Source organism: Phytoactinopolyspora alkaliphila (assembly GCF_010550695.1).
GTDB classification, from domain to species: Bacteria; Actinomycetota; Actinomycetes; order Jiangellales; family Jiangellaceae; genus Phytoactinopolyspora; species Phytoactinopolyspora alkaliphila.
In genome coordinates this window covers 241,695-266,704 of sequence record NZ_JAAGOB010000002.1, presented here as the reverse complement: position 1 = coordinate 266,704, position 25,010 = coordinate 241,695, and the positions used below count along the sequence as shown (strand labels likewise).

The following is a 25,010-nucleotide window of genomic DNA, read 5'->3' as shown; positions in this document are numbered from 1 at the left end:
CTTCGACCGGAAGACAACGTGGGAGAGACGACCGTGCTCGACGAGAAGGTGCGCGCGGAGATGCTCGAGATCGTCGCGAGGTATCCGCAGGCCCGCTCGGCACTGCTGCCGATGCTGCACCTGGTGCAGTCGTATGAGGGCTACGTCACCCCGGCGGGCATCGAGATGTGCGCGGACGTCCTGGGTCTCACCCAGGCCGAGGTAGCGGCGGTGGCGACGTTCTACACGATGTACAAGCGTCGTCCGGTCGGTGAGTACCACGTCGGCGTGTGTACCAACACGCTGTGCGCGATCATGGGCGGCGATGCGATCTGGTCGGAACTCTCCGACCACCTCGGCGTCGGGCACGACGAGACCACGGAGGACGGCAAGGTCTCTCTGGAGCGCGTCGAATGCAACGCCGCCTGCGATTTCGCGCCGGTCGTCATGGTGAACTGGGAGTTCATGGACAACCAGACACCGGACTCTGCCCGGGATCTGGTCGATACGCTCCGTGACGGTGGTGAGGTCACGTCGACCCGTGGCCCCAAGGTCTGCAGCTGGAAGCAGGCGGAGCGAGTGCTCGCTGGTTTCCCCGATGGGCTCGCCGGTCAGGGCGAGACGGCCGGGCACGCGTCGCTGGTGGGCTTGCGCCTGGCCGAGGAGAACGGCTGGACCGCTCCGGAAGGCGGTCAGCGTGAGCTGGGAGCCGGCGCCCGTGGTGAAGGCACAACCGGAGGAGAGAAGAAGTGACCACCCCATCCGAGGTGCCCAATAACGGAGCCTCGGCCGCAGACCAGGCCTCGGCCCTGACGCCGGTGCTCACCGCGCGGTGGGGCCAGAAGGACGCGTTCACCCGACGGGTCTACGAGCGCAACGGCGGTTACAAGGCACTGCGCCAAGCCCTGCAGCGCACCCCCGAGTCGATCGTCGAGGCGGTCAAGGACTCCGGGCTGCGCGGCCGCGGAGGCGCGGGCTTCCCCACGGGGATGAAATGGAGCTTCATCCCGAAGGACAGCCCGAAGCCGACCTACCTGGTGGTGAACGCCGACGAGTCGGAGCCGGGCACCTGCAAGGACATTCCGCTGATGATGGCGGACCCGCATGTGCTGATCGAGGGCGTGATCATCTCCGCCTACGCGATAGGTGCCCATCATGCGTTCATCTACGTGCGCGGCGAAGTGCTTCACGTGGTCCGGCGGCTGCAACAGGCCGTCGCCGAGGCGTACGAGGCCGGGTACCTCGGCTCCAACATCCTTGGCTCCGGGTACCAGCTCGACGTCGTCGTCCACACCGGCGCGGGAGCCTACATCTGTGGTGAGGAGACCGCCCTGCTCGACTCTCTGGAGGGCCGGCGAGGCCAGCCGAGGCTCAAGCCCCCGTTCCCGGCGGTGGCCGGCCTGTATGCGTCACCCACGGTGATCAACAACGTGGAGACCATCGCCTCGGTCCCATCCATCGTCTCCAACGGGGCGGGCTGGTTCCGCTCGATGGGCAGCGAGAAGTCGCCGGGATTCGGCATCTTCTCGCTGTCCGGCCATGTGAACCGGCCAGGCCAGTACGAGGCTCCTCTCGGCATCACGCTCAACGAACTGCTGGAGATGGCCGGAGGTATCCGGGCCGGGCATGAGCTGAAGTTCTGGACGCCAGGGGGCTCGTCGACCCCGATGCTGACGGCGGAGCACGCCGACCTCCCGTTGGACTTCGAGGGCATGGCCGGTGTCGGGTCGATGCTGGGAACCCGCGCACTGCAGATCTTCGACGAGACGACGTGCGTGGTACGTGCCACCGCCAGATGGGTCGACTTCTACAAGCACGAGTCCTGTGGCAAGTGCACGCCGTGCCGGGAAGGCTTCTGGTGGCTCGTGCAGATCCTGGACCGGCTCGAGGAGGGGCAGGGCACCGAGGCCGACCTCGACAAGCTCCTCGACCTGACCGACAACATCGCCGGGCGCTCCTTCTGCGCACTCGCGGACGGCGGCGTGTCACCGGTGAACTCGTCCGTCCAGTACTTCCGCGACGAGTACATCGCCCACTTCGAACATGGCGGCTGCCCGTTCGATCCGGCGGCCTCGGCACTGTTCGACCTCGAACGCAAGGAAGAAGCGGGAGCCAAAGCCTGATGAGCGGGAGCACCAACGCCAGCGTCGGTTCGACCTCGGCGGAGAAGATTCCCTCGGCGGAGAAGAACGCCTCGGCTGCGCCGGACGACGCTGTCGAGCAGCGCGAGGACCTGGTCACTGTCACTATCGACGGCTTCGAGGTGAGTGTGCCCAAGGGCACGCTGGTCATCCGGGCCGCCGAGATGATCGGTGTCCAGATCCCTCGATTCTGCGACCACCCGTTGCTGGAGCCGGCCGGCGCGTGCCGGCAGTGCCTGGTCGAGGTGCCCGACATGGGCAACGGTCGCGGTATGCCGAAGCCGCAGGCGTCGTGCACGTTGACCGTGATGCCTGGCATGGTGATCAACACTCAGCTGACCTCGGCCGTGGCGGACAAAGCGCAGCAGGGGATCATGGAGTTCCTGCTGATCAACCACCCGCTGGACTGCCCGGTCTGCGACAAGGGCGGCGAGTGCCCCCTGCAGAACCAGGCGATGAGCAACGGCCGGGGTGACTCGCGGTACGAGGGCAAGAAGCGGACGTACCCCAAACCGATCAACATCTCCGCCCAGGTTCTGCTCGACCGCGAGCGGTGCGTACTGTGTGCCCGCTGCACGCGGTTCTCGCAGGAGATCGCCGGTGACCCGTTCATCGAACTGCTCGAGCGCGGCGCGCTGCAGCAGGTCGGCATCTACGAGAAGGAGCCCTTCGAGAGCTACTTCTCTGGTAACACGATCCAGATCTGCCCGGTCGGGGCGCTCACCTCGGCTGCGTACCGATTCCGTGCCCGGCCGTTCGACCTGGTGTCGGTGCCGTCCGTGGCGGAACACGACTCCTGCGGCAGCGCCATCCGGGTGGACCATCGCCGCGGAACCGTGATGCGCCGTCTCTCCGGCGACGACCCCGAGGTCAACGAGGAGTGGATCACCGACAAGGACCGTTTCGCGTTCCGTTCGTACAACCTGGACGACCGGCTCACGCACCCGCTGGTCCGGGACGAGGAAACCGGCGAGCTGGTGACGGCGTCCTGGCCGGAGGCACTCAGCATCGCGGCGAATGGCCTGGCCGCGGCCCGCGACGACCGTGGCGTCGGCGTGCTCACCGGTGGGCGGGTGACCCTGGAGGACGCCTACGCGTACGCGAAGTTCGCCCGGATCGTGCTGAACACCAATGACATCGACTTCCGTGTCCGGGCGCACTCGGAGGAGGAGACAAGCTTCCTCGGCCGGGTGGCCACCGCAGGGTTCGGCGGCGTAAACGGTGTGACGTTCGGCGATCTCGAGTCGGCACCGTCGGTCCTGCTGGCCGGCCTGGAGGCCGAGGAGGAAGCCGGCACGGTCTTCCTGCGCCTGCGCAAGGCGTCGCGCCGGGGCACCGTGGTCTCGTCGATCGCGCCGTTCGCGACGCGCGGCCTGACTAAGCTCTCCGGACATCTCATCCCGGCCGCGCCGGGCACGGAGGCAGAGGTGCTCAATGCGATCGCGGCGAAGGCCACCGAAGTGGCCGACGTTCACGAGGGGCTGACCCAGGACAACGCGGTGGTCATCGTCGGTGAGCGGCTCGCCGCTGTGCCCGGCGCCCTGTCCGCCGCCGTGCGGCTGGCCGACGCGACGGGCGCGAAGCTGGCGTGGATTCCCCGCCGAGCCGGCGAGCGTGGTGCGGTGGAAGCCGGCGGACTGCCGACCCTCCTCCCCGGCGGCCGACCCGTCGAGGAAGCCGAAGCACGAGTCGACATCGCCGCCGCCTGGGGTGTGTCGTACTTGCCCGCGCTCGACGGCCGGGACACTGCCGGCATCATCACGGCTCTGTCCCGCGGAACGCTCGGCGGCGCCGTCGTCGGTGGAGTGGAGCTTGCCGACCTGCCGGACGCCGCAGCCGCCCGGGAGGCGCTGAAGGCCGCGTCGTTCCTCGTGAGCCTCGAGGTCCGGCGCAGTGAGGTGACCGAGCTGGCCGACGTCGTGCTCCCGGTGGCTCCACCGGTCGAGAAGGCCGGCACGTTCGTGAACTGGGAGGGGCGGCACCGGCCCTTCCCCAAGGTGGTTCAGAGCGCGGCCTGGTCCGACGCCGCCACGCTCGACGCGCTCGCCGCCGAAATGGACGTCAAGCTGGGCACGGAGGACGTCGCCGCGATCCGGGCGGAGCTCGACGAGATCGGCCAATGGTCCGCGGCGAAACCGAACCTGAACGTGCCGGCGGGCGAGCCACCGGCGCCCGGCGCCAACGAGGCGGTCTTGGCCAGCTGGCGTTTGATGCTGGATGCCGGTCGTAGCCAGGACGGCGAGCCACATCTGGCGCAGACGGCACCGGACCCCCTTGTCCGGCTCTCCGCCGTGACCGCGGCGGAAGTGGGTGTGGCCGACGGCGACCCCCTGACCGTGAGCACAGCGCAGGGCTCCATCACGCTGCCACTGGCGATCACCGAGATGCCGGATCGGGTGGTGTGGCTGCCGCAGAACTCCCCCGGCTCGCGGATCCACGTCGACCTCGGGGTAGGCGCCGGCGCGATCGTGACGCTCTCCGGAGGTGACGCATGAACGTCCAGTTGCTCGACATCCGGGCGGTGGATCAGGTCGAGGGCTTCGGCAACGACCCCTGGTGGATCATCGCCATCAAGTGCCTGGCCATCTTCGTGATCCTCGTGGTGCTGGTCATTTTCTCCATCGTCTTCGAGCGCAAGGTCGTCGCGAAGATGCAGCACCGGGTCGGTCCTAACCGGACCGGTCCCGGGGGCTGGCTGCAGAGCCTGGCCGACGGCACGAAGCTGATGTTGAAGGAAGACATCATCCCCAAGGCCGCCGATCGCGTCGTCTACGTGCTGGCGCCCATCATCGCGGTGATCCCGGCATTCTTGATCTTCTCCGTGATCCCGCTCGGGCCGGAGGTGTCGATCTTCGGGCAGACCACGCGGCTGCAGCTCACCGATACGCCGGTCGCGGTCCTGCTCGTGCTCGCCATCGCGTCCGTGGGTGTGTACGGGATCATGCTGGCCGGCTGGTCCAGCGGTTCGACCTACCCGCTGCTCGGCGGCCTGCGCTCGTCCGCGCAGGTGATCTCCTACGAGCTTGCCATGGGGCTGTCGTTCGTGGCGGTCTTCTTGTTCGCCGGAACGATGTCCACGTCCGGGATCGTCGAAGGCCAGCAGGATCTCTGGTACGCGATCATCCTGCTGCCGTCGTTCGGGGTGTACCTGGTCTCCATGGTCGGTGAGACCAACCGGGCGCCGTTCGACCTCCCCGAAGCGGAGGGCGAGCTGGTGGCCGGATGGGGCACCGAGTACTCGTCGTTCAAGTACGCGATGCCGTTCATGGCCGAATACATGAACATGATCAACGTCTCCGCGCTCGCCACCACGTTGTTCCTGGGCGGATGGCGGGCGCCGTGGCCGCTCTCGGCGATCAACGACGGCATGCTCAACACCGGATGGTGGCCGCTGCTGTGGTTCTTCGCCAAGGTCATCCTGCTGATGTTCGTCTTCGTCTGGTTGCGCGGTACCTTGCCCAGGCTCCGCTACGACCAGTTCATGAAGCTCGGCTGGAAGTTCCTGATCCCGATCTCGCTGGGCTGGATCGTTCTGGTCGCGGGGATGCGGCTGGCCCTCAACGAAGGTGTCGAGCGGCAGCAGATGATGCTGGGGGTCGGCGCCGTGTTCGCGATCTTCCTGGTCATCTCCCTGATCGCTCCGATGATCACCGGCTCGCACCGGCGTGACTCCGAGACAGAGGAGGCCGAACAGCCGGAGGCCTCGTTCGACCCGTTCGCCGGGGGGCATCCGGTGCCGCCGCTGCCTGGGCAGGAGTCCGCGCTGACGGTGCCGGCCACAGTGGGAGCGCCGGCGGACACGGCCGACCAAACCGACGAGAGCGACAGCCCTGAGGAGGGCACCAGTGCCTGAGTTCCTCGATTCCGTAGCGGGGTTCGGAGTCACCTTCCGGACCATGTTCCGCAAGACGGTGACCGAGCAGTACCCCGAGCAACCGCACCCGGTGGCGCCCCGTTTCCACGGCCGGCACCAGCTCAACCGCCACCCGGACGGGCTGGAGAAGTGCATCGGCTGTGAACTGTGCGCCTGGGCGTGCCCGGCGGACGCCATCTACGTCGAAGGGGCGTCCAACGTCGACGACGCCGAGGACGGATCGGGCCGGTATTCCCCGGGCGAGCGATACGGCCGGGTCTACCAGATCAACTACCTGCGCTGCATCTTGTGCGGGCTGTGCATCGAGGCCTGCCCCACGCGCGCGCTGACGATGACCAACGAGTACGAGCTCGCCGACACCACGCGGGAGAGCCTGATCTACGAGAAGCAGGATCTGCTCGCGCCGTTGCTTCCCGGAATGGAACAGCCGCCGCACCCCATGCGGCTCGGCGACGACGAGCGGGACTACTATCTCGGCGCGGGTCTGCAAGGCCGTTCGTCCGGTTCCGGGGAGGAGACGCAGTGAGTCCGCTGGCTGCAGTCGCAGCGCAGGTGGGAGAGACCACCGCCAGTACAGCCGGCGAAGAGGTGCTCTTCTGGATCATCGCGCCGCTGGCCGTCATTGGGGCGCTGGGGCTGGTGTTTTCCCGGAAGGCCGTGCACGGCGCACTGTTCCTCGCGGTTACCATGATCGGCCTGGCGATCCTCTATATCGCACTGGAGGCGCCGTTCCTCGGCGTGGTCCAGGTGGTCGTCTACACCGGCGCGATCATGATGCTGTTCCTGTTCGTGATCATGCTGATCGGCGTGGACGCATCCGACTCCCGGGTGGAGACGATCCGCGGCCAGCGCGGAGCCGCCGCGCTCGCGGTCTTCGGTGTGATCGTCCTGCTGGTGGCGGTGACCGGCCGGGCCGCGCTGCCGGATCCGGTGGGCACGGCGCAGGCCGCGCCGGAAGGCAACGTCTACGCCATCGCCGACCTGATCTTCGGCCGGTATGTCTGGGCCTTCGAGACCGTCGCCGCGGTGCTGATCACCGCCGCCGTCGGTGCCATGGCGCTGACCCATCGCGAGCGGCTCGCGCGGCGGCACAGCCAGCGCGAGCAGTCGGAGCGGCGGTTCCGTGAAGGCGACCCCAAGGACGCGGCCGGCATGCCGGTGCCCGGTGTCTACGCCAGGCACAACGCCGTCGACACCCCGGCCCTGTTGCCTGACGGCACGCCGGCGGAATCGTCGGTGTCGCCCGTCCTGGTGGCCCGCGGCGCCACCCGACTTGCAGAGGAGTTCGCCACGGACGTGGGGAGGCTCGGCCCCGAGCCGAAGCCTGGTGAAGCCGAGTCGACCGCCGAGCGGCCCACTGAGCCCAGCGACGCCGCCACGAGCGGCTTGCCGGACGACTCGCCGGCCGCGCATGGCACCGAAGAGACCGACGACGAGCCGGAGCAGGACGGGGGTGACGCGCGATGAGCCCCACACCGTACTTGGTCCTGGCCACCCTGCTGTTCACCATCGGCGGCGCCGGAGTGCTTCTGCGGCGCAACGCCTTGGTAGCGTTCATGAGCGTTGAGCTGATGCTCAACGCGGCCAACCTCGCGTTCGTCACGTTCGCGCGCATGCACGGCAACCTGGACGGGCAGATCATGGCGTTCTTCGTCATGGTCATCGCCGCCGCCGAGGTCGTCGTGGGCTTGGCCATCATCGTGATGATTTTCCGAACTCGCAGGTCCGCGTCGGTTGATGACGCCAGCCTGCTGAAGCTGTAACGGCCGGGGGAGACGTGAACTCGATCATGACGCATGGCCTGGCTGCCCAAGCCGAGGTGCATCAGGTCGTCCGCGACGCCTCGGGACTGATCTCCTCGACCTGGCTGCTCATCGCCTTCCCGCTGCTGGGTGCGGCTGTCCTGCTGCTCGGCGGGCGCAGGCTGGACAAGACCGGTCACCTGATCGGTACCGCCGCGTCCTGCCTGTCCTTCGTGATGGCCGTCGCCCTGTTCGTGGCGATGCTCGGAGAGAGCGGTGACGCCCGGGCGTTCAACGTGCCCCTGTGGGAGTGGTTCAACGCCGCCGGGTACCAGGTGGAGGTCGGCCTCCTGCTGGACCAGCTGTCGATGGCCTTCGTGCTGCTGATCACCGGCGTGGGTTCGCTGATCCACGTCTACTCGATCGGTTACATGGAGCACGACGAGCGGCGGCGGCGGTTCTTCGGCTACCTCAATCTCTTCGTCGCGGCGATGCTCCTGCTGGTCCTGGCGTCGGACTACCTGATCCTGTTCATCGGCTGGGAGGGCGTCGGCCTGGCGTCGTACCTGCTGATCGGGTTCTGGCAGCACAAGCCGTCCGCCGCTGTGGCCGCCAAGAAGGCTTTCGTGGTGAACCGGGTCGGCGACATGGGCATGGTGCTCGCCATCGCCTCGATGATCGTGGTGTTCGGCTCGTCGTCGTTCGAGCTGGTCTTCGCGGGAGCGGGCGACGCGCCGACGAGCTGGCTGAACGCGCTCGGCTTGCTGCTTCTCCTGGCGGCGTGCGGAAAGTCGGCGCAGTTCCCGCTGCAGTCCTGGCTGCTGGACGCGATGGAGGGCCCCACACCGGTCTCCGCCCTCATCCATGCCGCGACCATGGTGACCGCGGGTGTCTACCTGGTGGTGCGCTCGGCCGCCATCTACGACCTGGCGCCAGAGGCGCGCACGGCAGTGGTGCTCGTCGGCACCATCACGCTGCTGATGGGTGCCATCATCGGTTGCGCGAAGGACGACATCAAGAAGGCGCTCGCAGGCTCGACGATGAGCCAGATCGGCTACATGATGCTCGCCGCGGGACTCGGCCCGGCCGGGTACGCGTTCGCGATCTTCCACCTGATCACGCACGGCTTCTTCAAGGCGAACATGTTCCTCGGCGCCGGCTCGGTGATGCACGGCATGAACGACGAGGTGAACATGCGCCGCTTCGGCGGTCTGCGCGCGGCCATGCCGGTGACGTTCCTGACCTTCGCGCTCGGTTACCTCGCGATCATCGGCATCCCGCCCTTCGCCGGGTACTTCTCGAAGGACAAGATCATCGAGGCGGCGTTCGCGGACAACATCCTGATCGGGCTCTGTGCGCTCATCGGAGCGGGCATCACGGCGTTCTACATGACCCGCGTCATGCTGATGACGTTCCTCACCAGTAAGAGGTGGGCGGAAGATGTGCATCCGCACGAGTCGCCGCGGGTGATGACCTGGCCGTTGATCGGGTTGGCTGCTCTGTCGCTGGTCGGCGGTGCCGCACTGCTCTACGTCGGCGGCGGGATCGTGGAATGGCTTGAGCCGGTCACCGGCGAAGAGCACCATGATCTTCCGCTGCCGGTCGCGGCGCTGATCGCGATCACCCTCGTGGTGGTCGTCGCGGGTGTCGCCGTGGCGTGGCTGCTCTACGGACGTCGTCCGGTGCCGGTCGAAGCGCCGGCCGGTAACCCGCTGACCGTCGCCGCCCGCCGTGACCTGTACGGCGACGCTGTCAACGAAGCCGTCCTCATGAGGCCCGGCCAGTACCTGACCCGCTCCCTCGTCTACGTCGAGAACCGCGGCGTCGACGGCGCGGTGATCGGCGCGGCCAAGGCGGTGGGGGGCCTGTCGGCCCGCTGGCGCCGCTGGCAGACCGGGTTCGTCCGCTCGTACGCACTGACGATGCTGACCGGTGCCGGTCTGGTCGTCGTCGCCATGTTGTTGGTGAGGCTGCCGTGACAATCCCCTGGTTGACCCTGCTGATCGCGGCGCCCGCGCTGGGTGCCGTGCTGACGGCCCTGGTGCCCGCGGGACGCGGTACGCTCGCCAAGCAGGTGGCGATCGCATTCTCGCTGCTCAGTCTGGCCATCGCGATCGCGGTGATCGCTCAGTTCGAGCTCGGCGCGGACCGCTACCAGCTCGTCGAACAGCAAGCCTGGATCGACGCGCTCGGCATCTACTGGGCGCTGGGTATCGACGGCATCGGCGCGGCGCTGATCGCGCTGACCGCGGTGGCGACGCCGATCGTGGCGATGGCGATGTGGCCGGAGGCCGAGGCCGAGAAGCGCGACCCTAAGGCCTTCTTCGCGCTGCTGCTGGCCGTCGAGGCGCTGATCTTCACGGCTTTCCTCGCCAAGGACGTGCTGCTCTTCTACATCGTCTTCGAGGCGATGCTGATTCCGCTGTATTTCATGATCGGCATGTATGGAGGCCCGCAGCGGCGCTACGCGGCCCTGAAGTTCCTGCTGTACAACCTCTTCGGCGGATTGGTCATGCTGGCCGCCGTGATCGGGCTGTACGTCCAGTCGGTAGACGCCGGCAACGCGTCGTTCCTGCTCACCGACCTGGTGGCATTGGACATCCCGGTGGAGACGCAGCGCTGGCTGTTCCTCGGATTCATGCTCGCGTTCGCGATCAAGGCGCCGCTGTGGCCGTTCCACACCTGGCTGCCCGACGCCGCCGCCGAAGCCACGCCGTCCAACGCCGCCTTCCTCTCCGGCGTGGCAGACAAGGTGGGAACGTTCGGCATGATCGCGCTGGCCGTGCCGCTGTTTCCGGCTGCCGCCGCGGAGTTCGCTCCCGTCATCGTCGTGCTCGCGGTGATCAGCATCGTTTACGGCGCTCTGCTGGCTATCGGCCAGACAGACATGAAGAGGCTGATCGGATACACCTCGATCTCCCACTTCGGGTTCATCGTGCTGGGCATCTTCGCCCTCACCGAACGAGGCGCCACGGGCTCCACGCTGTACATGATCAACCATGGCTTGTCGACCATCGCCCTGTTTGTGATCGTTGGCTTCATGATCTCCCGCCGCCGGTCCAGGCTGGTCGCGGATTACGGCGGCATGCAGAAGACGACGCCCAAGCTGGCCGGTGTCTTCCTCTTCGCCGGACTGTCCGGGCTGGCGTTGCCGCCGTTGTCCACGTTCCTCTCCGAGTTCCTGGTGATCGCGGGCACGTTCGAGCAGTACCGGGCGGCGGCGGTCATCGCCACGGTCGGGATTGTGCTCGCCGCGCTCTACATCCTCTGGCTCTACCAGCGCACCATGACCGGGCCGGAACGGGCCGACATCGGGGCCACCAGAGACCTGGGCCGCCGCGAGATCGCCGTCGTCACGCCGTTGATCGCGTTGATCCTGGCCATCGGGTTCTTCCCGAGGACCGTCGTCGACGTCATCGACGACGGCGTGGGACCGACCCTGGCCGAGGTGGACGTCGAGGCTCCGCCACCTCTGGTGTCCGTGACCGACCACGCTGCTGAAGGGAACGACGAGTGAACGCGCCAGATCTGGAGTACGCGGCGCTCCTGCCGATGATCATCGTCCTCGGCGCGGCCGTGGTCGGTGTTCTGGTCGAGGCATTCGTGCCGCGAGGTCCCCGGCACCTGGTCCAGGTGCTGCTGGCACTCGTGGCATTGGCTGCCGCGTTCGTGCAGGTGGTTCGGCTTGGCGGCACCGAGATCGTCGGCGCTGTCGGATCGGTCGCGATCGACGGGCCGGCGCTGTTCATGCAGGGAACGGTCCTGGTCCTCGCCTTCGTCAGCGTCATGTTCTTCGCTGAGCGGCGGATCGAGGGCGGCGCCGATGCGTTCGCGCCGGCCGCGTCGTCGTTGCCGGGTAGCGAGGACGAGCGGGTGCTCGTTCGCGAGCGAGTGTTGCAGACCGAGGTCTATCCGCTGGCGATGTTCTCGGTGGGCGGCATGATGCTGTTCCCCGCGGCGAACGACCTGTTGATGATGTTCGTCGCGCTGGAGATCCTTTCGCTTCCCCTGTACCTCTTGTGCGGGATGGCGCGGCGGCGACGCCTGCTGTCCCAGGAGGCCGCGCTCAAGTACTTCCTGCTCGGGGCGTTCGCATCGGCCTTCTTCCTGTTCGGTGCGGCGTTCGTCTACGGCTTCTCGGGATCGGTGCGCTTCTCCGACATCGATGCCGCGCTGGGTGCTCGAATCGGTCAGGAGGGCTTGCTTCTGGCCGGTGTGGGCCTGATGGCGGTCGGGTTGCTGTTCAAGATCGGGGCGGTGCCGTTCCACGCCTGGACGCCGGACGTGTACCAGGGTGCTCCCACGCAGGTGACGGCATTCATGGCGGCATGCACCAAGCTGGCCGCGTTCGGCGCCATGCTGCGACTGTTCTACGTGGCACTCGGCGGCGTGCGTACCGACTGGCAGCCGATGTTGTGGGCCGTGGCCATCGTCACCATGGTGGTCGGCATCATCGTCGCGTTGACCCAGACCGACGTGAAGCGGATGCTGGCCTACTCGTCCATCGCGCACGCGGGATTCATCCTGACCGCGCTCGTCGCGGTCGATCAGGTCGCAGTGTCCGCCATTCTCTTCTACCTCGCCACCTACGGCTTCACCACGCTCGGTGCGTTCGCCGTCGTGACTCTGGTTCGTGACGCCGGAGGGGAGGCGACCCACCTGTCCAAGTGGGCGGGCCTGGGGAAGAGGTCTCCGCTGCTGGCGGCCACGTTCGGGCTCTTCCTGCTCGCGCTGGCTGGTATCCCGCTGACCAGCGGGTTCGTCGGCAAGCTTGCGGTATTCAGCGCGGCGTTCCAGGGCGGGGCGATGCCTCTGGTGATCGTCGGCGTCGTGACGAGCGCTGTGGCGGCGTTCTTCTACGTGCGGGTGATCGTCTTGATGTTCTTCTCCGAACCCGCTGCCGAAGGACCGTCAGTAGCCGTGCCGAGCATGTGGACCACGTTCGGTATCGGCGTCGGGGTGGCGGCCACGGTTCTGCTCGGGGTGATGCCGGGTCCACTGCTGGACCTGGCGGAGCAGGCGTCGGTGTTCATACGCTGACGTTGCTCTCCGCCGGTCGGCGGTAATGACTGGATAATCGTCAAGATCGGGGTCATCCTGGTGAGCACGCACGTAGTGGGGAGGTCTCGGTGAGCGTTCGCGGTCTCGGGATTCCGCCTGTGGACCCCCAACTCGAGAGATCTCTCTCAGATGCTCTCGACGAGGTGGAGTCGCGGCTACTGGCGGCGGTCAAGTCGGACGACGACGTCCTGGGTGAGGCCTCGCGTCACCTGGTCCAGGCCGGTGGCAAGCGATTCCGGCCACTGCTCACGCTTGTCTCGGCGGCCTTCGGCGACATCGACGCACCCGGCGTGGTGCCGGCGGCGGTCGTGGTCGAACTGACGCACGTCGCGTCCCTCTATCACGACGACGTCATGGACGAGGCGGAGCTACGGCGGGGGGCCCCGAGTGCCAATGCCCGCTGGGACAACACGGTGGCCATTCTCAGCGGTGACTATCTGTTCGCCTGCGCCTCGGTCCTGCTGGCTGATCTGGGGCCGGAGTCGGTCCGGATCCAGGCTCGCACGTATCAGCGGCTGGTTCAGGGCCAGCTGCACGAGACGCTGGGACCAGGCGACGGCGACGACCCGGTGGAGCACTACCTCTCCGTTCTGTCGGACAAGACCGCGTCGCTGATCGAGGCATCCACGCGGCTGGGCGCACTTCACGGGGGCGTTCCGGCGGACCTGGTCGAGGTGCTTGCTCGTTACGGCGAGCGCATCGGCATGGCTTTCCAGCTCGCGGACGATCTGCTCGACATCGCCGGTGAGTCCGCGATCTCCGGCAAGACGCCCGGCACAGACCTGCGCGAGGGTGTGGCCACGCTTCCCGTGCTCTATGCGCGCAGGCTCGCCCGGCCAGACGACGCCAGGCTGCTGGAGCTGATTTCCGGCCCGATCGAGGACGACGCCGCGCACGCGGAGGCGCTGTCCTTGCTGCGGGCCCATCCCGCCATGGACGAGGCTCGGGCCGATGTCCTGCGCTGGGCTGACGACGCGCGCACGACCCTGGCGTCGTTACCGGCCACCCCGGCAAGGGATGCGCTCGAATCCCTCTGCGACACCGTCGTGACGCGGTCCTCCTGATAGTTCTGCGTTTCGGTGTTCTCACAGCGGGACCACAACAATGGTGCGCAAGGTGGTGGCGTGAGTACTGACTCCTGCGGATCAGGATCAGGATTTCCCATCAGGTGCGGGCCGGATCGCGGAGGGATTCGAGAACCGCGTCGTCCTGGATGGCCGAGCGCAGGGTCGCTCTGCGGTGGTGCAATGCGTCGACGGTGAAGATCACCAGCGCCAGCCACACCAGGCCGTAGCCGACAAAGCGTACTGGCGGAACGACCTCATTGAACACAGTAAGGCCCAGGATGAAGGTCAGCGTTGGCGCCAGGTACTGCGCCACACCCAGTGTCGTGAGCGTCGCACGGCTGGCCGCGGCGGCGAACAGCAGGAGCGGAACAGCGGTGGCGATGCCCGTTGCGACCAGCAGCAGGTCGGTTCCCACATCCACGGCGCCGAAGGTCGCCCGGCCGCTGGCCTGGAGGATGATCACGAAGACGAGCGCTGGAAGCACTACGGCCGCGGTCTCCACGGCGACACTCTCCACGGCGGGAACCCTGACCTTCTTCTTGATCAGGCTGTAAATGCTGAAGGTCAGGGCCAGAGTCAGCCCGATCCACGGCGGCTGTCCGTAGTTGACGGTCAGCACCACCACCGCGACGCCGGCGATGCCCACGGCGATCCACTGGGTTCGCCGCAGCCGCTCGTGCAGGACGATGACCGCCATGAGCACAGTGACCAGCGGATTGATGAAGTAGCCGAGCGAGACGTCGATGACGTGTCCGGTGCTCACCGCCCAGATGAACATCCCCCAGTTGACGGCGATGACCAGACCCGCGACGGCGAGCAGGCCGTACGCACGCAGGCTGAGACGGCGAAGCCGGGAGAGCCGGCCGGTGACGGCGAGCAGGGCGAGGACGACGACGAGAGACCAGACGAACCGATGTGCCAGCACCTCGATCGAACTCACATGATCGAGAAGTGCCCAGAAGAGCGGCAACAAGCCCCAGAGCACGTATGCTCCGAGGCCGTAGACGACGCCGGCGCGGGAAGTGGACACTACGAAACGTTACCGCAGAAACAGGAGTAAAGATACGTGATGCCCATGACATCATCCGCGTGCGGACTTTGTCGATATGGTCGAGGACATGGCTGGACGCTGGCAGTTCTGGATCGACCGAGGCGGCACGTTCACCGACATCGTGGGCTGTCGCCCCGACGGGACGCTCGTCACCCACAAGCTACTGTCCGAGAACCCCAGCCGTTACCGCGATGCGGCGGTCGCCGGTATCCGCCACCTGCTCGGCCAACCTGAGATCACCGCTGAGCAGGTCGAGGCCGTCAGGATGGGCACCACCGTGGCGACCAACGCGTTGCTGGAACGGAAGGGCGATCGCACGGTTGTGGTGATCACCAAGGGCTTCGCCGACGCGCTGAGAATCGCCTACCAGAGCCGGCCGCGCATCTTCGACCGGCAGATCGTTCTGCCGGAACTGCTGCACGAGCGGGTGATCGAGGCCGACGAGCGGATCACCGCCGACGGCACCGTCCTTCGCCCTCCGGACCTCGATTCCCTGACCGCCGACCTGCAGGCCGCCTACGACGACGGCATCCGGGCCGTAGCGGTGGTCTGTATGCACGGACACCTCTACCCGGACCACGAACACCAGATCCGGCTCCTGGCCGAACGGATCGGATTCCCGCAGATCTCCCTGTCCAGCGAAGTCAGCCCGCTGATGAAGCTGGTCTCGCGTGGGGACACCACCGTGGTCGACGCCTACCTCTCGCCGATCCTCCGCCGCTACGTGCGGCAGGTCGCCGACGAGCTGCCGGGGGTCCGGCTGATGTTCATGCAATCCAACGGCGGACTGACGGAGGCGGGGCACTTCCGGGGCAAGGATGCGATCCTCTCCGGGCCGGCTGGGGGGATCGTCGGCATGGTGCGGATGTCGGAGCTCGCCGGTTTCAGCAAGGTCATCGGCTTCGACATGGGTGGCACGTCCACCGACGTCTCTCACTACGTGGGCGAGTACGAGCGGGTGTTCAACACCCAGGTGGCCGGCGTCCGGCTGCGCGCGCCCATGCTCGACATCACCACCGTGGCGGCAGGAGGTGGATCCATCCTCCACTTCGACGGGAGTCGGTATCGCGTCGGGCCGGCTTCGGCCGGCGCCGACCCGGGGCCCGCGTGTTACCGCAACGGTGGTCCGCTCACCGTGACCGACGCCAACGTCATGCTGGGCCGGATCCAGCCCGAACATTTCCCCGCCGTGTTCGGCCCCGCGGCCGACGAGCCACTGGACGCCGACGTCGTCCGGCGGGGCTTCGCGGCGCTCGCCGAGGACATCCGCGTCCAGACCGGAGACCGCCGGACCCCTGAGGACGTCGCGGAAGGCTTCCTCGCGATCGCCGTGGCGAACATGGCCAACGCGGTGAAGAAGATCTCCGTGCAGAAGGGACACGATGTCACCGGATATGTGCTGACCACCTTCGGCGGCGCCGGTGGCCAGCATGCCTGCGCGGTAGCCGATTCGCTGGGCATCCGGACCGTGCTCATTCCACCGATGGCGGGAGTCCTGTCCGCACTGGGTATCGGCCTCGCGGACACGACATCCATGCGAGAACAGTCCATCGAGGCCAAGCTCGAGCCAGCCGCGATGGACAGGCTGCGCACAGTGGCGGAGGAACTCAAGGAGTCGGCGACGGGCGAACTGCACGATGAGGGCATCCAGCCCGAGCAGATCCGGGTGTCCACACGAGCGCACGTGCGCTACGACGGCACCGACACCGCCATCCAGGTCGCCCTCGCCGACCCGGAGTCGATGCGCGACGAGTTCGAGGCAGGCTACCGGCGGATGTACTCCTTCCTGATGGACCGTGCACTCATCGTGGAGGCGCTGTCGGTAGAGGCCGTCGGTCTGACAGATGCGTCGTTGGGAGGGATGGGGGCGGGGGGTCCTCTCCCCGCCCGCGACTCGCTCCACTCCACCCCACGAAGTTCCTCCGCTCCGCTCCGGATACTTCGCGGGGACCCCGGAGCTCGCTCGCCGATGCCCGACCGCGCCCTGGAGAGGCCCCCCCGCCCCCATCCCTCCGTGTGTCTGTCACCGCAGGTTCGGCTCTACTCGGGTGGCGCGTGGATGGACGTGGGCCTGTTCCAGCGGGAGCATTTGAGCGCCGGTGACCAGGTCGAGGGGCCGGCGATCATCGCCGAAGCGCACGCTACGACCGTCGTCGAGGACGGGTGGCGGGCCGTCGCCACCGAGCACGGGCACCTGCGGCTCGACCGGGTACGGGACCGCACCGACATCGTACGGGCCGGGACCGAGGCAGACCCGGTCATGCTGGAGATCTTCAACAACCTGTTCATGTCCATCGCCGAGCAGATGGGCGCCCGCCTGGAGTCGACGTCTCAGTCGGTGAACATCAAAGAGCGGCTCGACTTCTCCTGTGCGCTGTTCGATCCGGACGGAAATCTGATCGCCAACGCGCCGCACATGCCCGTGCACCTCGGATCGATGGGCTCCAGTGTCAAGGAGGTGATCCAACGCCGGGCCCGGACCGAGGGACTCAAGCCCGGTGACGTCTACGCCGTCAACGATCCGTACCACGGCGGCACCCATCTGCCGGACATCACGGTGGTGACGCCGGTGTTCGGCGACGACGGCCGCCAGGTCCTGTTCTATGTCGCCTCCCGCGGGCATCACGCGGAGATCGGCGGCCTTACGCCCGGTTCCATGCCCGCCTTCAGCACGACCATCCACGAGGAAGGCGTCCTGTTCGACAACTGGCTGCTGGTGGAGAACGGTCAGTTCCGGGAGGAGGAGACGGTCCGGCTTCTCACCGAGGCGCCGTACCCGTCCCGCAACCCGGCGACGAACCTGGCCGACCTGCACGCGCAGATCGCCGCCAATGAGAAGGGCGTCGCCGAGGTCGGGCGGATGATCGACCATTTCGGCCTCGACGTGGTGCAGGCGTACATGCGTCATGTTCAGGACAACGCCGAGGAAGCGGTGCGACGCGTCATCGACGCGCTCGACGACGGAGCGTATTCCTACGAGATGGACTCCGGCGCACGGATCGAGGTCGCCGTCAGCGTGGACCGGGCCGCGCGGGCGGCGACCATCGACTTCACCGGCACGTCCGGCCAGCTGGATTCCAACTTCAACGCGCCGACGTCGGTGGCCACGGCGGCGGTGCTCTACGTGTTCCGGACGCTCGTCGCCGACGACATCCCGCTGAACGACGGCTGCCTCCGGCCATTGGGGATCGTCGTCCCGGAGCCGTCGATGCTTGCGCCGGTGTACCCGGCCGCCGTCGTCGCTGGCAACGTCGAAACGTCGCAGGCCGTCACCGGTGCGTTGTATGCAGCGCTCGGCGTGCAGGCCGAGGGCTCCGGCACCATGAATAACGTCACCTTCGGCAACGAGCGGCACCAGTACTACGAGACCATCGGCTCCGGATCCGGAGCGGGTGACGGATTCCACGGCGTTCCCGCGGTGCAGACGCACATGACCAACTCGCGCCTGACCGATCCCGAGGTGCTTGAGTGGCGCTATCCCGTGCTGGTGGACAGCTTCGCGGTTCGCAAAGGCAGCGGGGGCGACGGGCAGTGGCGAGGTGGTGACGGCGTGGTGCGCAGGCTGCGGTTCCGGGAACCGATGACAGTGAGCACTTTGACCGGTCACCGGCGGGTGCCGCCGTACGGCATGGCCGGAGGTGAACCGGGAGCGCTGGGGCGTAACTACGTCGAACGAGCCGACGGCACCACCGTGGACATGGCTGGCTGCGACTCCGTCGAGGTCGTTCCGGACGACACGCTGGTGATCGAGACTCCAGGGGGCGGCGGCTACGGTCAGTAGCCGACCGTGAACCGTTGTCCGACGAATGTCCTGCGCTCCACGGCGTCGACCACGGCCACGGCGAGGTCGGCGACGCTGATGGTGGCTTCGCCCACCACCGGCTCGTCGTCGGTGGCCACCCGGTAGACGCCGGTCCTCGGTCCGTCGACCAGGTGGACCGGTGGCGGGCTGACGTACGACCACTCCGTGTCCGTGTCCGAGGCACGGAGGATACGTAGCGCCTCCACCTGGTCCTGGGCGGTGGACAGAAACTGTGCTGGGAAGCCCGGCGACTCGATGAACATCTCACCCGATGGCCGGCGGAGGCTCGCGCCCCCGCCGACGAAGACGAGCCTGCCCACGTTGGCGGCCAGCAGGGCTTGCGCGCCTTTTGCGACGAGGGCGCCGGATCCTTTGACGGACGCGACGACGGCGTCGTGGTTCGCGACCACGCCCCTGATCGACACCGGCTCGGTCACGTCGACATCAGTGCTGCCCAACGGGGTGACGTCGTGTCCACGTGACACCGCCTCGCGCACAATGGCGCCGCCCAGCCGCCCGGTGCCGCCGATGACAGCGATTTTCATGATGGACACCCGGTCGAGGAACCTGGCGAGCAGTGGGGCGATCTCGGGTAGGCCTTCCTCGAGAGCGAAATGGCCGGTGTCGAACAGCTGGAGCTCCGCCGACGGGAGGTCGCGTAGGTAAGCGTGCGCGCCGGCCTCCATGAAGATCTGGTCGCCACGGCCCCAGACGACGAGTGCCGGTGGCTGGTGCTCGCGCATCCACGCCTGCCAACGCGGGTATTCGGCGAGATTGCTCTTGTAATCGAGAGCCAGATCCACCTGGGCGTCCTGGCGGCCAGGTAGGTCGAGGAAGTGTTGATCCAGCGTCCAGTTGTCCGGATCGATGCGAGCGACGTCGGCGGCTCCGTCCAGATACTGGCTCTTCGTTGCCTGCAGCGTCAGCAGGTCGCGGCGAATCTCGTCCGCGGTGGCGTCGAGGATGAAGTGCCGCGCGGTAGCGGAGAGGCCGTCGTCGTACGCGTTGGCGTTCTGCACGATCAGCCCGGCGACCGCGTGAGGGTCGAGTTGCGCGAGCCGGAAGCCGACCGGGGCCCCAAAGTCGAACATGTACAGCGCGAACCGGCGCAGTCCGAGCTTCCGGACGAATCCGTGAACCACCGCGGCCAGGTTGTCGAATGTGTAGGTGAAGCCCTCGGGCGCTTCGGTGCGGCCGAAGCCGGGATAGTCCGGGGCTATGAACCGGTAGCTGGTTCCGAGTGCCTCCATGAGGCGGCGGTACTGATGTGACGCACTGGGAAAGCCATGCAGGAGCAGCACCGGCAGGCTGTCCTTCGGGCCGTTCTCGCGATAGAAGACCTCGATCCCATCGACATTCGCAACGCTGTGCTTGATCTGCGGACCCTTCACCATTCACATCCTTCCTAGGGCGGATTATGCATTAGATTCTGAGAGTAGCGACTCTAATGTGTCAAGTCGATGGGTTAGCATTAGTGCATGGATGTAATGACGGGTGAGCCGCTGGCCGTCGACTTGCTGAACACGCGCGCGCAGACCTCGGACGGTGAGGTCGACGCCCTGGACTCGGCTGAGGATTTCAGCGCGTGGCTGACCGCACAGGGCGGGCGGATCCGATGGGTTCCCGCCCCGTTGACCCGGTCCGGCCTCGACGAGATCCGAGCGCTGAGGGAACACATCCGGTCAGCTATCGACGCGGCGCGCCACGGCGTCGCCCCTGGCCAGGCGACGCTGGACGCCATTACCGCCGCGGCGCGCGAGGCCCCGTCGTACCTGGGCCTGAAGCTGGACGCCGATGCCGTAGTGGCAATCCGGCATCGCGACGGGGAGGGCCTCGCGCGCTTCCTGGCTGAGCTGGCCGAAGCCGCCGCCGAGCTGATCACCGGCCAGGACGTCGGCAGATTGCGAGAATGTGAAGGGCCGCAATGCCGGATGCTGTTCTTGCCGTCGCATCCGCGCCGCCGCTGGTGCTCACCCGCGCTGTGTGGCAACCGGGTGCGGGTGGCGCGCTACTACCAGCGGCACAAAACGTCCGGTCAGCCGACTGAATAGCCAGCTGCGCGCGGCGTCAGACGGGCTCGGCCCCAACCGTCCGGCGCTTCGACGACGGCAGCTCGAGAATGGCATGGATTCCGGGTCCGCGAACGGCCGCCGGAACGTCGTAGCCGCGCTGCCACAGCCGCCGGCCGAATAGCCGCCAGCCCGCCCACATGAATGCGACGAAGAGAACACCGCCGATGCCGGTGCGGATGAGTACCTCCACCCAGCCGGAGTCGGAGATGTCGTTGCCCGCGATGTACTCCGGGCCACCCCAGGAAGGCTGGAACGGTGTCTTCGCGTCGAACCGGGCGTAGAGGAACCACGCGACCATCCGGCCGATGCCGTAGAACATCAGACCCTGGTACAGCAGCAGAAGCGCACGTTCGGGAAGCCGGAACGTGCGGTGGATCCATCCCCATACGCGTGGGTCGGCGGGAATCACGACGTCGCGGAAGTATGACGCCGTCAGGGTGCGCCAGGCGAAGATCAGTGTCACCGCCAGCCAGAACAGATCCCAGACACCGCCGAGGCTGCTGTAGTAGGCGGCGGCGTCGCCGTAGCGGCCCTCTACCGCGGCATGCTTCCACATGCTGATGGTCAGCGGCTCCATCGAGAAGGGGAAGAACAGCATTACGCCCGCGGTGTCCGCCACGTCGGTCAGCACATGCGCCCAATGGCCGATCAGCACTCCCAGCGCCCAAGCGCGGCTCTTGGTGATCCCCAGGATCGCCACGGCGAAGACCACTCCGAAGAGTAGTGAATGGGAGAAGCCCACACCCGGCCAGCCCCGGTGGAACGCCGCGGCGTCATCGGCGGCGTAGACGAACGCCTTGGTGAACATGTCGGGCAGTTGCGCGCCGATGACCACACCGAGGAACGACGCCTTGGTGCCGATGTGTTTCTGGATGAAGTAGTTCTCGAACTCGTGCGCAGCCCAGCTCACCCGGTAAACCTCATCCGTACCTTGTCGCGGAGTCCGCGTAGCAGCGTCGGGATGATATGCAACGTGATCAGCATGAACAGCGGACCGATGATCCAGTTCAGCAAGATGGGCTTGTAGAAGTACGCGATAACGATGTAGAGCACCAGTGCCGCGGCGTACCAGCCGAGACCGAGCGGTTCGTTCTGTGTGTCCGGGCAGTGCGGAGCTCAGCCACCGGCGCCTGCCGGCAGCATGCCGGCCGTCGTGAGCGAACGCCGAACCTGGGCGCCGTCCGAGATGGAGCGTGCCCCGACCTCGGGTGCCGGCCCGAGCACGTGCTCGGGATCATGACCCATGCTCGCGAGGAACTCCGCGTTCGCCGCATACGCGGCGCGACGCCGGCGCAGCGCTCCCTGACCGGTGACGTGCTCGTTCAGCCTGGTCAGCCCGGCGCGGGCGAACATCACAGCGGCGGCGCCCTGGATCACCGCGGCCTCAGTGGCGGTGAAACAACCCATGCACATGTCGAGGAACTTTACATGGCGGACCAGGCGCGAGGGCATCGCCGCGACGGCAGTGGGTCCGTGCCGCGAGTGCGCCTCGATTAGCCAGGTCGACTTGGGGTAGCGCTAAAGACGTCCAGTCCGATCTCTACTGAAATGCGGGTCTTGTGACGGTCATCGGATTTCACGCGAGCCATGAGCAGGTTCATCCGGCCGAACTCCTACGCGCAGTCGAGCTTGCCGAAGCGGCGGGGTTCGCTGCCGGCATGTGTTCGGACCACTTCGCGCCGTGGAGTGAGCGCCAAGGCCATTCCGGCTTCGCCTGGTCCTGGCTTGGTGCCGCGCTGGCGTCCACGACGCTTCCGTTCGGTGTGGTGACGGCTCCGGGGCAGCGTTACCATCCGGCCATCGTCGCGCAAGCCGCCGCGACGCTGGAAGCGATGTTCCCCGGCCGGTTCTGGATGGCGCTGGGCAGCGGTGAAGCGATCAACGAGCACATCACCGGAGACCGCTGGCCGCGCAAGGAACTGCGCGACCGCCGGCTGGAGGAGAGTGCGCGGATCATCAAAGCACTGCTGGCGGGTGCGGAGGTGAGTCACGACGGGCTCGTGACGGTCGACCGGGCCCGGCTCTGGACGCGCCCGGCCGAGCCGGCTGCCGTGCTGGGGGCGGCTGTGACGGTGCCGACGGCAGGGGCGGTCGCGAGCTGGGCCGATGGCATGATCACACTCGACCAGCCGAGCGGGCACCTGAAGCAGATGGTGGAGACGTACCGAGCGGCGGGCGGACGTGGTCCGCTGTGCGTGCAGGTTCACCTCTCGTGGCACCCGGACCAGGAGACGGCCCTGCGAATCGGCCACGAGCAGTGGCGGAGCAACGCCTTTCCGCCCGATCTGGCGTGGAACCTGGAGATGCCGGCGCAGTTCGACGCCGCCAGCGCACAGGTGCCGCCCAGCGCCATGCACGATCACCTGCTCATCTCCAGCGATCCCGGGGTCCACGCCGAGCGGATCGCAGAACTGATCGACATCGGGTTCGACGAGGTGTATCTGCACCACGTCGGGCAGACGCAGAAGGAGTTCATCGAATTCTTCGGGGAACACGTGTTGCCCCGCTTCGACCTCACCGGCCCGGAGGACGCATGAGGATCACCGATACCAGCGATCTGTGGTGGAAGACGGCTGTCGTCTATTGCCTGGACGTCGAGACGTACATGGACTGGAACGGCGACGGTGTAGGCGATTTCGAAGGCCTCTCGCACCGCATCGACTACCTTGCCGACCTCGGCGTCACCTGCGTGTGGCTGATGCCCTTCTATCCGACGCCAGACCGCGACGACGGGTACGACGTCGTCGACTTCTACGACGTCGACGAACGACTCGGCAGCCTCGGCGATTTCGTCGAGTTCGTCCGCACGGCCCACGACCGGGGCATCCGGGTCATCGCGGACCTCGTCGTCAACCACACCTCCGACCAGCATCCGTGGTTCCGCTCCGCCCGGGCCCGTAAGGACTCGCCGTTCCGGGACTTCTACATCTGGCGCAGTGACCCGCCCCCGGATACGTCCGACGAAGTGGTCTACCCGGGGGAGCAGGAAGGCATCTGGGAGCACGACGAGAAGACCGGCGAGTGGTTCCTGCACCGCTTCTACAAGCATCAGCCCGACCTGAACGTGGCGAACCCCGCCGTGCGGGACGAAGTCGCCCGGATCATGGGCTTCTGGCTCCAGCTCGGCCTCTCCGGGTTCCGGGTGGACGCGGTGCCGTTCTTCCTGGAGGCGCTGGGTATGAGCGAGAAGGCGCAGCGGGAGTTCAGCGATCCGCACGCGTACCAGCGGGATCTGCGGTCTTTCCTCGGTCGTCGCCGCGGCGACGCCATCCTTCTCGGCGAGGTGGGCATGCCCTACGAGGATCAGATGGCCTACTTCGGCGACGGTGAAGGCGACGAGCTGACCATGCAGTTCGACTTCACCATTGCCCAGCGGCTTTTCCTCTCACTTGCGCGGCAAGACGCTCGTCCGCTGGTGGAAGCCTTGCGCTCGCGCCCCTCGCTGCCTCGCGAGGAGCAGTGGGCGAACTTCGTCCGCAATCACGACGAGCTGAGCCTCGAGTTGCTCTCTGGCGAGGAGCTGGAGGAGGTGATGGACGCGTTCGCTCCGGAGGAGCGGATGCGGGTATACGGCCGTGGCATTGTGCGCCGGCTGCCGTCCATGCTGGACGGAGACCCTCGGCGGATTCGCATGGTGTACAGCCTGATGTTCTCGCTTCCCGGCACTCCTGTGCTGTTCTACGGGGAGGAGATCGGGATGGGGGAGAACCTCGATCTGCCGGACCGGCAGTCGGTGCGGACCCCGATGCAGTGGGCCGACGGTCCCACGGGGGGCTTCTCGTCCGCGAAACGCTCGAAGCTGGTGGCTCCACCCGTCGAGGGTGGCTTCGGTCCGGAGCACGTGAACGTGCAGGACCAGCGACATGATCCGGATTCACTGCTCAACTTCATGGCCACCCTCATCCACCGCTACCGCGAGAGTCCGGAGATCGGCTGGGGTGAGTACGAGGTCATCGACCAGCCGTACGACCACGTGCTCGTGCATCGATGCAGCTGGGACGAGAGCAGCGTCATCGCCCTGCACAACTTCCACGCCGAGCCGTGCGTCGTTCCCCTGCGCCTCAAGGACGAGAACGAGTCGACCCGGCTTGACGACCTGCTGCAACCCGGCAGCACGTCGCTGGACGAATCCGGACGAGCTGAGATCACTCTCGACGGATACGGCTACCGCTGGTTGCGGGTGTCCCAGGAGGGAGACCTCCGGCTCGGCTGACCGGTCCG

20 protein-coding genes are annotated in these 25,010 nt (G+C 67.1%); 15 read left to right on the top strand and 5 right to left on the bottom strand.

Annotation, left to right across the window (positions count from 1 at the left end):
• The first annotated feature begins 60 nt into the window (after window positions 1-60).
• The 11 genes from nuoE (at window position 61) to G1H11_RS04200 (ending at window position 13,861) form a co-directional block, all read left to right on the top strand.
• Window positions 61-732 carry an NADH-quinone oxidoreductase subunit NuoE gene (gene nuoE / locus G1H11_RS04250; RefSeq protein WP_163817040.1) on the top strand — a complete coding sequence of 224 codons (672 nt, stop codon included), beginning with the start codon at window positions 61-63 and terminating at the stop codon, window positions 730-732.
• Window positions 729-2,102: an NADH-quinone oxidoreductase subunit NuoF gene (gene nuoF, locus G1H11_RS04245; protein WP_163816378.1), complete on the top strand. Its 1,374-nt coding sequence runs from the start codon at window positions 729-731 to the stop codon at window positions 2,100-2,102. Before nuoE ends, nuoF begins: the two co-directional genes overlap by 4 nt.
• Window positions 2,102-4,615, top strand: coding sequence for an NADH-quinone oxidoreductase subunit G (locus tag G1H11_RS04240; protein ID WP_163816376.1), 2,514 nt, complete (start codon window positions 2,102-2,104; stop codon window positions 4,613-4,615). Before nuoF ends, G1H11_RS04240 begins: the two co-directional genes overlap by 1 nt.
• Window positions 4,612-5,973: an NADH-quinone oxidoreductase subunit NuoH gene (gene nuoH, locus G1H11_RS04235; protein WP_163816374.1), complete on the top strand. Its 1,362-nt coding sequence runs from the start codon at window positions 4,612-4,614 to the stop codon at window positions 5,971-5,973. The genes G1H11_RS04240 and nuoH overlap by 4 nt, the downstream gene beginning before the upstream one ends.
• Window positions 5,951-6,520 carry an NADH-quinone oxidoreductase subunit NuoI gene (nuoI, locus tag G1H11_RS04230; RefSeq protein WP_174257414.1) on the top strand — a complete coding sequence of 190 codons (570 nt, stop codon included), beginning with the start codon at window positions 5,951-5,953 and terminating at the stop codon, window positions 6,518-6,520. Before nuoH ends, nuoI begins: the two co-directional genes overlap by 23 nt.
• Window positions 6,517-7,461 (top strand): NADH-quinone oxidoreductase subunit J, encoded by a 945-nt coding sequence (locus G1H11_RS04225; RefSeq protein ID WP_216843430.1) that lies wholly within the window; start codon window positions 6,517-6,519, stop codon window positions 7,459-7,461. The genes nuoI and G1H11_RS04225 overlap by 4 nt, the downstream gene beginning before the upstream one ends.
• Window positions 7,458-7,757, top strand: a complete 300-nt coding sequence (gene nuoK, locus G1H11_RS04220; protein WP_163816370.1) for an NADH-quinone oxidoreductase subunit NuoK — start codon at window positions 7,458-7,460, stop codon at window positions 7,755-7,757. Before G1H11_RS04225 ends, nuoK begins: the two co-directional genes overlap by 4 nt.
• A 26-nt stretch (window positions 7,758-7,783) precedes the next feature.
• Window positions 7,784-9,715, top strand: coding sequence for an NADH-quinone oxidoreductase subunit L (gene nuoL / locus G1H11_RS04215; RefSeq protein WP_163817035.1), 1,932 nt, complete (start codon window positions 7,784-7,786; stop codon window positions 9,713-9,715).
• On the top strand, window positions 9,712-11,253 hold the full coding sequence (locus tag G1H11_RS04210; RefSeq protein WP_216843429.1) for an NADH-quinone oxidoreductase subunit M: 1,542 nt from the start codon (window positions 9,712-9,714) through the stop codon (window positions 11,251-11,253). The genes nuoL and G1H11_RS04210 overlap by 4 nt, the downstream gene beginning before the upstream one ends.
• The gene (gene nuoN, locus G1H11_RS04205; protein ID WP_216843428.1) at window positions 11,250-12,776 is read left to right on the top strand and encodes an NADH-quinone oxidoreductase subunit NuoN; all 1,527 of its coding nucleotides are present in this window, start codon (window positions 11,250-11,252) and stop codon (window positions 12,774-12,776) included. The genes G1H11_RS04210 and nuoN overlap by 4 nt, the downstream gene beginning before the upstream one ends.
• An 89-nt stretch (window positions 12,777-12,865) precedes the next feature.
• Window positions 12,866-13,861 (top strand): polyprenyl synthetase family protein, encoded by a 996-nt coding sequence (locus tag G1H11_RS04200; RefSeq protein WP_163816368.1) that lies wholly within the window; start codon window positions 12,866-12,868, stop codon window positions 13,859-13,861.
• 100 nt (window positions 13,862-13,961) lie between these two features.
• Here the strand turns inward: G1H11_RS04200 and rarD are convergent, their stop codons facing one another.
• Window positions 13,962-14,894 (bottom strand): EamA family transporter RarD, encoded by a 933-nt coding sequence (rarD, locus tag G1H11_RS04195; RefSeq protein WP_163816366.1) that lies wholly within the window; start codon window positions 14,892-14,894, stop codon window positions 13,962-13,964.
• A gap of 88 nt (window positions 14,895-14,982) precedes the next feature.
• Here rarD and G1H11_RS04190 point away from each other — a divergent pair, with 88 nt between their 5' ends.
• The gene (locus G1H11_RS04190) at window positions 14,983-18,696 is read left to right on the top strand and encodes a hydantoinase B/oxoprolinase family protein (RefSeq protein ID WP_163816364.1); all 3,714 of its coding nucleotides are present in this window, start codon (window positions 14,983-14,985) and stop codon (window positions 18,694-18,696) included.
• On the opposite strand, the gene G1H11_RS04185 is transcribed toward G1H11_RS04190, so the two are convergent.
• Window positions 18,690-20,111 carry an alpha/beta fold hydrolase gene (locus G1H11_RS04185; protein WP_163816363.1) on the bottom strand — a complete coding sequence of 474 codons (1,422 nt, stop codon included), beginning with the start codon at window positions 20,109-20,111 and terminating at the stop codon, window positions 18,690-18,692. The two genes, G1H11_RS04190 and G1H11_RS04185, sit on opposite strands and share 7 nt — an antisense overlap.
• Before the next feature lie 84 nt (window positions 20,112-20,195).
• Between G1H11_RS04185 and G1H11_RS04180 the strand changes: the two genes are divergently transcribed.
• Window positions 20,196-20,768 (top strand): CGNR zinc finger domain-containing protein, encoded by a 573-nt coding sequence (locus tag G1H11_RS04180; protein WP_163816361.1) that lies wholly within the window; start codon window positions 20,196-20,198, stop codon window positions 20,766-20,768.
• Between the two features lie 16 nt (window positions 20,769-20,784).
• On the opposite strand, the gene G1H11_RS04175 is transcribed toward G1H11_RS04180, so the two are convergent.
• From G1H11_RS04175 to G1H11_RS04165, 3 genes are all read right to left on the bottom strand, one after another.
• Entirely contained in the window at window positions 20,785-21,699 is a 915-nt protein-coding gene (locus G1H11_RS04175; protein ID WP_163816359.1) for a metal-dependent hydrolase, read from the bottom strand.
• Complete coding sequence (locus tag G1H11_RS26850; protein ID WP_163816357.1) at window positions 21,696-21,842, bottom strand: hypothetical protein; 147 nt, start codon at window positions 21,840-21,842, stop codon at window positions 21,696-21,698. The genes G1H11_RS04175 and G1H11_RS26850 overlap by 4 nt, the downstream gene beginning before the upstream one ends.
• 63 nt (window positions 21,843-21,905) lie before the next feature.
• The gene (locus G1H11_RS04165; protein ID WP_163816355.1) at window positions 21,906-22,241 is read right to left on the bottom strand and encodes a hypothetical protein; all 336 of its coding nucleotides are present in this window, start codon (window positions 22,239-22,241) and stop codon (window positions 21,906-21,908) included.
• Between the two features lie 107 nt (window positions 22,242-22,348).
• Here G1H11_RS04165 and G1H11_RS04160 point away from each other — a divergent pair, with 107 nt between their 5' ends.
• Both G1H11_RS04160 and G1H11_RS04155 read left to right on the top strand, forming a co-directional pair.
• Window positions 22,349-23,326 (top strand): TIGR03885 family FMN-dependent LLM class oxidoreductase, encoded by a 978-nt coding sequence (locus tag G1H11_RS04160; protein WP_163816353.1) that lies wholly within the window; start codon window positions 22,349-22,351, stop codon window positions 23,324-23,326.
• Window positions 23,323-25,002, top strand: coding sequence for an alpha-amylase family protein (locus G1H11_RS04155; protein ID WP_163816351.1), 1,680 nt, complete (start codon window positions 23,323-23,325; stop codon window positions 25,000-25,002). The genes G1H11_RS04160 and G1H11_RS04155 overlap by 4 nt, the downstream gene beginning before the upstream one ends.
• The last annotated feature ends 8 nt before the right edge of the window (window positions 25,003-25,010 follow it).

Excerpts from the sequence above, each read along its gene's own strand:
- G1H11_RS04190 (WP_163816364.1), top strand. The coding sequence starts at position 14,983 with ATGGCTGGACGCTGGCAGTTCTGGATCGACCGAGGCGGCACGTTCACC.
- G1H11_RS04165 (WP_163816355.1), bottom strand. The coding sequence starts at position 22,241 with ATGCCCTCGCGCCTGGTCCGCCATGTAAAGTTCCTCGACATGTGCATG.
- G1H11_RS04155 (WP_163816351.1), top strand. The coding sequence starts at position 23,323 with ATGAGGATCACCGATACCAGCGATCTGTGGTGGAAGACGGCTGTCGTC.
- G1H11_RS04180 (WP_163816361.1), top strand. The coding sequence starts at position 20,196 with ATGGATGTAATGACGGGTGAGCCGCTGGCCGTCGACTTGCTGAACACG.
- nuoE (WP_163817040.1), top strand. The coding sequence starts at position 61 with ATGCTCGAGATCGTCGCGAGGTATCCGCAGGCCCGCTCGGCACTGCTG.
- nuoL (WP_163817035.1), top strand. The coding sequence starts at position 7,784 with ATGACGCATGGCCTGGCTGCCCAAGCCGAGGTGCATCAGGTCGTCCGC.
- G1H11_RS04185 (WP_163816363.1), bottom strand. The coding sequence starts at position 20,111 with ATGGTGAAGGGTCCGCAGATCAAGCACAGCGTTGCGAATGTCGATGGG.
- nuoH (WP_163816374.1), top strand. The coding sequence starts at position 4,612 with ATGAACGTCCAGTTGCTCGACATCCGGGCGGTGGATCAGGTCGAGGGC.
- G1H11_RS04240 (WP_163816376.1), top strand. The coding sequence starts at position 2,102 with ATGAGCGGGAGCACCAACGCCAGCGTCGGTTCGACCTCGGCGGAGAAG.
- nuoK (WP_163816370.1), top strand. The coding sequence starts at position 7,458 with ATGAGCCCCACACCGTACTTGGTCCTGGCCACCCTGCTGTTCACCATC.